Here is a 5,506-nt window from a genome sequence, read left to right as displayed (position 1 = left end):
CTGACCCTGGTGACGATGCGCGGCGAATGGGGCGAGTTCAATCCCTGGCAGGTGCCGATGGGATCGAGCACGCAGGCCGTCCTCGAGCTGTCTGGTATCAAGGTGCTGCGGGCGTCGCATCCGGACGAGGTGCGCGAGGTGATGGAGGCCGCCGCGAGCCAGGCCTACAACGCCTGCACGCCGACCGCAGTGCTGCTGTCGCAGCGCCTGATCGGAACCAAGGTTTTCGTGAAATGAGCAAAGCCAACCTCCTGGAACGCCGCAGCGTCGTCGCAAGCCTGTTGAAAGACCGCAAGGATGCGATCGTGGTCGGCGGCCTGGGCGCCTCGACCTACGACATCGCGGCCGCCGGCGATCATGCCCGCAATTTTTATCTATGGGGCGCGATGGGCGGCGCCGTCATGATCGGGCTCGGTCTGGCGCTGGCACAGCCGACACTGCCGGTCGCGGTCATCACCGGCGATGGCGAGATGCTGATGGGACTGGGCAGCCTTGCCACCGTGGGTCTGCAGAAACCCGCCAATCTCTCGATCATCGTGCTCGACAACGAAGCCTATGGCGAAACCGGCGGCCAGATGAGCCACACCGCGTCTGCCGCCGATCTGATCGGCGTCGCGCGGGCCTGCGGCATCAAGGATGCCCGCGCGCTGGAGACCATGGCCGAGATCGAGGCCTTCGCAGCCGTCCTGCATGAGGTCTCGTCCGGGCCGCGCTTTGCCAGCGTCAAGATCGACGCCGCGAATCTGGAGCGCGTGCTCTCCAATCGCGATGGTATGTTCATCCTGACCCGTTTGCGCCGCGATCTGGGGTTTGAGCCGATCTAACCCGCATTCGATCAGTCGAACCGCGCGGCCGGGTTGGGTGCTTCCGCAGTGCGCGGTCAGACTTCCCCACCCGACGTGTTCCGGCGCGCCAGTGCGTGTCGACCTCCCCGCAAGCGGGAGAGATGAGCTGTGCTCATTGAATGGCGGTTACCTCAAAGGCCGCCACACGCCGGCCTCATGGGTTGCCGCCCGATCTGCTTGAAGCGTCAGCGGTAGTTGCGTCGCAGCAGAATCCTTGACTTTTTGCCCAGGTGAGTGCTTACTCACAAGATGAGCACCCTGCGCATGACCAGCGACCTCAGGCGGCAACTGATCCTTGGGGCAGCCAAGCGTTGCTTTTCCCGGCATGGCTTTGCCGGCACCACGACCAGGAGCGTCGCGGCGGCGGCGGCCATTTCCGAGGCGCTGCTGTTCAAGCACTTCCCCTCCAAGGCCGCGCTTTATGCGGAAATCCTGGCCGAGGAATGCGAGGCCGATCCGGAACTGGCGCAGCTGTTGGGTCAGTCGCCGTCAACCACGGCGCTGGTCCATCTGGTCAAGAGCATGGTCTGCCATTTCCTGCAGATATCTGCCGGACCCGACCAGGAGGACGCGCAGCGCTTGCGGCTGATGCTGACCAGTCATCTCGACGACGGCGAATTCGCACGCCTGCTCTATGCCAAGGTCGAAAGGCTGCTCGGCCCGATGTTTGGGGCCTCGCTCGAATCGGCGGTTGCCGCAGGCGACGCCGTGCGCGTGGGACGCGATCCGCTCAACCTGTTCTGGTTCATCCATCACACCGCGCTGATGGCGGCGCTGACGCGACTGCCGGCCGTGCCCTGCCTGTCCTACGGCAACGCTCCCGACCTCGAGCGGCAGCTCTGCGAGTTTCTGCTGCGGGGCATCGGACTTAACGAAGCCGCAATTCATTCGCATCTGGACCGCGAGTTGACGCTGACGCCAACTGCACCGGTCGCCGCAGAAAGTGCATGACATGAACATTGTCACGGAGCCGCATATCTCGGGCAAGCCGATCGTCGAGCCGCCGCGCAAGCGTCCGGTCCGCATGGTGCGGTGGTTCATCATCATCGGGCTGTTGCTGGCGCTATTGGCCGGCGGCCTGGTCTGGTTCGACCATTTCCGCAGCCAGATGATCGCGCAGTTCTTCGCCAACAACAAGCCGCCGCCGACCTTGGTCTCGATTGCCGAGGCGAAGTCCGAGGTGGTTCCGAACCTGTTGACCGCGGTCGGCGACCTCGCCGCCGTGCATCAGGTCAACGTGACCTCCGACGTCAGCGGGCGCATCACCGACATCATGTTCACGGCGGGTGCGCAGGTGAAGGCGGGCACGGCTCTGGTGCAGCTCTATGACGCGCCGGATCAGGGCGACCTCGCAAACTTCAAGGCGCAGTTGACGGTGGCGCAGCTGTCGCTCGATCGCGCCAAGCAACTGGCCGCGCGCCAGTTCGGCCCGCAGGCGACGGTGGATTCGGCGCAGGCGGCGTTCGACCAGGCCAATGCGGGCATCGCCAAGACCGAGGCGCTGATCTCGCAGAAGCTGGTGCGGGCGCCGTTCGACGGCGAACTCGGCGTCCGTCACGTCGAAGTCGGACAATATCTGACGGCGGGTACGCAGATCGTCTCGCTGACCGATCTGTCGGTGCTCTATGCCAACTTCACGGTCCCGGAAAAGGACAGCGCCCAGCTGAAGGTCGACCAGACCGTGCGCGTCGCGGTCGATGCCTATCCGGGCCGCGCCTTCGAGGGCAAGATCACCACCATCGAGCCGCAGGTCGCGACCGACACCCGCAACATCCGCGTGCAGGCGACGATTGCGAACCCCGAGCACATCCTGAAGCCCGGCATGTTCGCGACCACGACCGTGGTGCTGCCGGACAAGCCGCCGGTCGTCACCGTCCCCGAAACCGCGGTGGACTACACGCTCTACGGCGACTCGGTGTTCGTCATCAACGAGAAGAAGGCGGACGACGGCAAGACCAGCCTGACCGCAGTCCGCTCTTTCGTGCAGACCGGGGACCGGATCGACGGACGCGCCGAGATCCTCAGGGGTTTGAAGGCCGGCGACCGGGTCGTCGCGGTCGGACAGCTCAAGCTGCAATCGGGCGCCGCGGTCGCGATCTCACCCAATCCGCCGCCGCCGATCCCGGCTGAGCCGCCGCGCTACTGAGACGACTCGCGAAGGCATGATCCGCAAGGGGTCATGCCATGAGATCAATTACCGACATCCGGTACCGACATCGAAGTACCGACATCTTAAAGAGATCGCCGCAATGGCCCTGACCGATATCTTCATCAAGCGCCCCGTGCTGTCGGTCGTCGTCAGCCTGCTGATCCTTTTGATCGGGTTGCGCGCCGGGGCCGTGATGCCGATCCGGCAATATCCAAAGCTGTCGAACACCGTCGTCAACGTCACGACGGTCTATCCGGGCGCGTCGCCGGAATTGATCAACGGATTCATCACCACGCCGATCGAACAGGCGGTCGCTTCCGCCGAGGGCGTCGACTACATGACGTCGTCGTCGGTGCTCGGCACCTCGACGATCCAGGTCTACATCAAGCTGAACTTCGATCCGAACCAGGCGCTGACCGAGGTCCTCGCCAAGGTGAACTCGGTCAAATACCTGATTCCAAAGGAATCCAACGACCCGATCGTGACCAAGACCACCGGCCAGACCACGGCGGTGATGTATCTCGGCTTCTCCAGCGAGGATCTGAGCGGCAGCGCCATCTCGGACTATCTGACCCGGGTCGTGCAGCCGGTGCTGTCGACCGTCGATGGCGTGGCCTCCGCCGACATTCTCGGCGGCCAGACCTTTGCGATGCGGCTCTGGCTCGATCCGGTGAAGATGGCAGGGCGCGGCGTGTCGCCGAACGATGTCTCGGCGGCGATCGCCGCCAACAATTTCCAGGCCGCCGCCGGCCAGTCCAAGGGCTTCTTCATCGTTTCCAACGTTTCGGCCAATACCGACCTGCAGAATGTCCAGCAGTTCAAGCGCATGATCGTCAAATCCGCCAATGGCGGCTTCGTGCGGATGGAGGACATCGCGACCGTCGAGCTCGCGGCGCAGAGCACCGATGCCAGCGTCGCCTTCAACGGCGAGCACGCGATCTTCATCGGCGTGCAGGCGACCCCACAGGGTAATCCGCTGACCCTGGTGAAGGGCGTCCGCGCGCTATTCCCGGAACTCGAGCGCAATCTGCCGCCGTCGATGAAGATGAAGGTGGCCTATGATTCCACCGCCTTCATCCAGTCCTCGATCGATGAGGTCGAGAAGACGCTGGGCGAGGCCGTGCTGATCGTCATCGTCGTCATCTTCCTGTTCCTGGCGTCGTTCCGCTCGGTCGTGATTCCCGTCGTCACCATTCCGCTGTCGCTGGTCGGCGTCTGCAGCCTGATGCTGGCCATGGGGTTCAGCTTCAATCTGTTGACACTGCTCGCCATGGTGCTGGCGATCGGGCTCGTGGTCGACGATGCCATCGTGGTGGTCGAGAACATCCACCGTCATCTGGAGGAGGGCAAATCGCCGGTGCAGGCGGCGCTGGAGGGGGCGCGTGAGATCGTCGGCCCCGTGATCGCGATGACGATCACGCTTGCCGCGGTCTACGCGCCGATCGGCTTCCTCGGCGGCCTGACCGGTTCGCTGTTCCGCGAATTCGCCTTCACGCTGGCGGGCTCGGTGATCGTCTCCGGCGTGATCGCGCTGACGCTGTCGCCGATGATGTGCTCGATGTTCCTGAAGAGCGCCGAGGAGGGACGTTTCGCCCGGCTCGTCAACCGGGTGTTCGGCGCGATGACGCGCTGGTATGGCAGGCGGCTCGACCGTTCGCTCGATTATCGGCCGATCACAGGCCTGTTCGCGCTGACCATCCTGGGCCTGGTCGGCTTCCTCTATCTGCACACCTCCAAGGAGTTGGCGCCGGAAGAGGACCAGGGCATCGTGTTCGCGGTGACCAAGGCGCCGAAATACGCCAACATCGATTATGTGGATTTCTACGGCGACAGGCTCGACAAGGCGTTCCAGAAATTTCCGGAGACCGATCTGCGTTTCGTGCTGAACGGCATCAATGGCCCGCAGGGCGGCATCGCCGGCATGCTGCTCAAGCCGTGGGACGAGCGGACCCGGTCTTCGATCAAGCTGAAGTCGCTTGTGCAGGCCGAACTCTCCAAGATCGAAGGCGTCCAGGCCTTCGCGTTCAACCTGCCGCCGCTGCCGGGCGGTCCCGGCGGCCTGCCGGTGCAAATGGTGATCAATTCGACCGAGAGCTTTCAGGCCGTCTATGAGCAGATGCTGAAGCTGAAGGATGCCGCGCGCAAGAGCGGCCTGTTCATCGTTTCCGACTCCGATCTCGATTTCAACCAGCCCGTGGTCCGGATCAAGGTCGATCGTGCGAAGGCGAGCGATCTCGGCATCACCATGCAGAGCATCGGCGGTACGCTCGCCACCCTGCTCGGCGGCAATTATGTCAACCGTTTCAACCTCGAAGGCCGATCCTATCAGGTGATCCCGCAGGTTCCGCGCGGCATGCGGCTGTCGCCGGAATCGCTCGGCGGCTATTATCTGCCGTCCGGCAGCGGGCAGCAGATCCCATTGTCGACGGTGGTGTCGATCGAGACCGCGACCGATCCGAACGCGCTGACCCACTACAACCAGCTCAATTCCGCGACCTTCTCGGCGGTGCCG

General features: G+C 63.9%; 4 protein-coding genes and 1 pseudogene. All 5 read left to right on the top strand.

What is annotated here, in order from left to right; all coding sequences use genetic code 11:
* Positions 1-237: pseudogene (locus tag WCB02_RS31195) on the top strand (phosphonopyruvate decarboxylase); the annotation flags it as partial.
* A complete protein-coding gene (locus WCB02_RS31190; protein WP_423964169.1) occupies positions 234-824 on the top strand; it encodes a thiamine pyrophosphate-dependent enzyme in 591 nt (196 codons plus the stop codon). The pseudogene WCB02_RS31195 and the gene WCB02_RS31190, both read left to right, overlap by 4 nt.
* A gap of 270 nt (positions 825-1,094) precedes the next feature.
* A complete protein-coding gene (locus WCB02_RS31185; RefSeq protein ID WP_423964167.1) occupies positions 1,095-1,796 on the top strand; it encodes a TetR/AcrR family transcriptional regulator in 702 nt (233 codons plus the stop codon).
* 1 nt (position 1,797) lies between these two features.
* Positions 1,798-2,991, top strand: coding sequence for an efflux RND transporter periplasmic adaptor subunit (locus WCB02_RS31180; RefSeq protein ID WP_423964165.1), 1,194 nt, complete (start codon positions 1,798-1,800; stop codon positions 2,989-2,991).
* 103 nt (positions 2,992-3,094) lie between these two features.
* A partial coding sequence (locus WCB02_RS31175) for an efflux RND transporter permease subunit (protein WP_423964163.1) occupies positions 3,095-5,506 on the top strand: 2,412 nt, incomplete at its 3' end.

The sequence above is a fragment of the Bradyrhizobium sp. genome (assembly GCF_049581145.1).
In the GTDB taxonomy this organism is placed as follows: domain Bacteria; phylum Pseudomonadota; class Alphaproteobacteria; order Rhizobiales; family Xanthobacteraceae; genus Bradyrhizobium.
Note: the sequence above shows the minus strand (reverse complement) of the source record. Positions and strands in the feature narration are given on the sequence as shown.

Coding starts and splice junctions, on each gene's coding strand:
- WCB02_RS31180 (WP_423964165.1), top strand. CDS start 1,798: ATGAACATTGTCACGGAGCCGCATATCTCGGGCAAGCCGATCGTCGAG.
- WCB02_RS31185 (WP_423964167.1), top strand. CDS start 1,095: ATGAGCACCCTGCGCATGACCAGCGACCTCAGGCGGCAACTGATCCTT.
- WCB02_RS31190 (WP_423964169.1), top strand. CDS start 234: ATGAGCAAAGCCAACCTCCTGGAACGCCGCAGCGTCGTCGCAAGCCTG.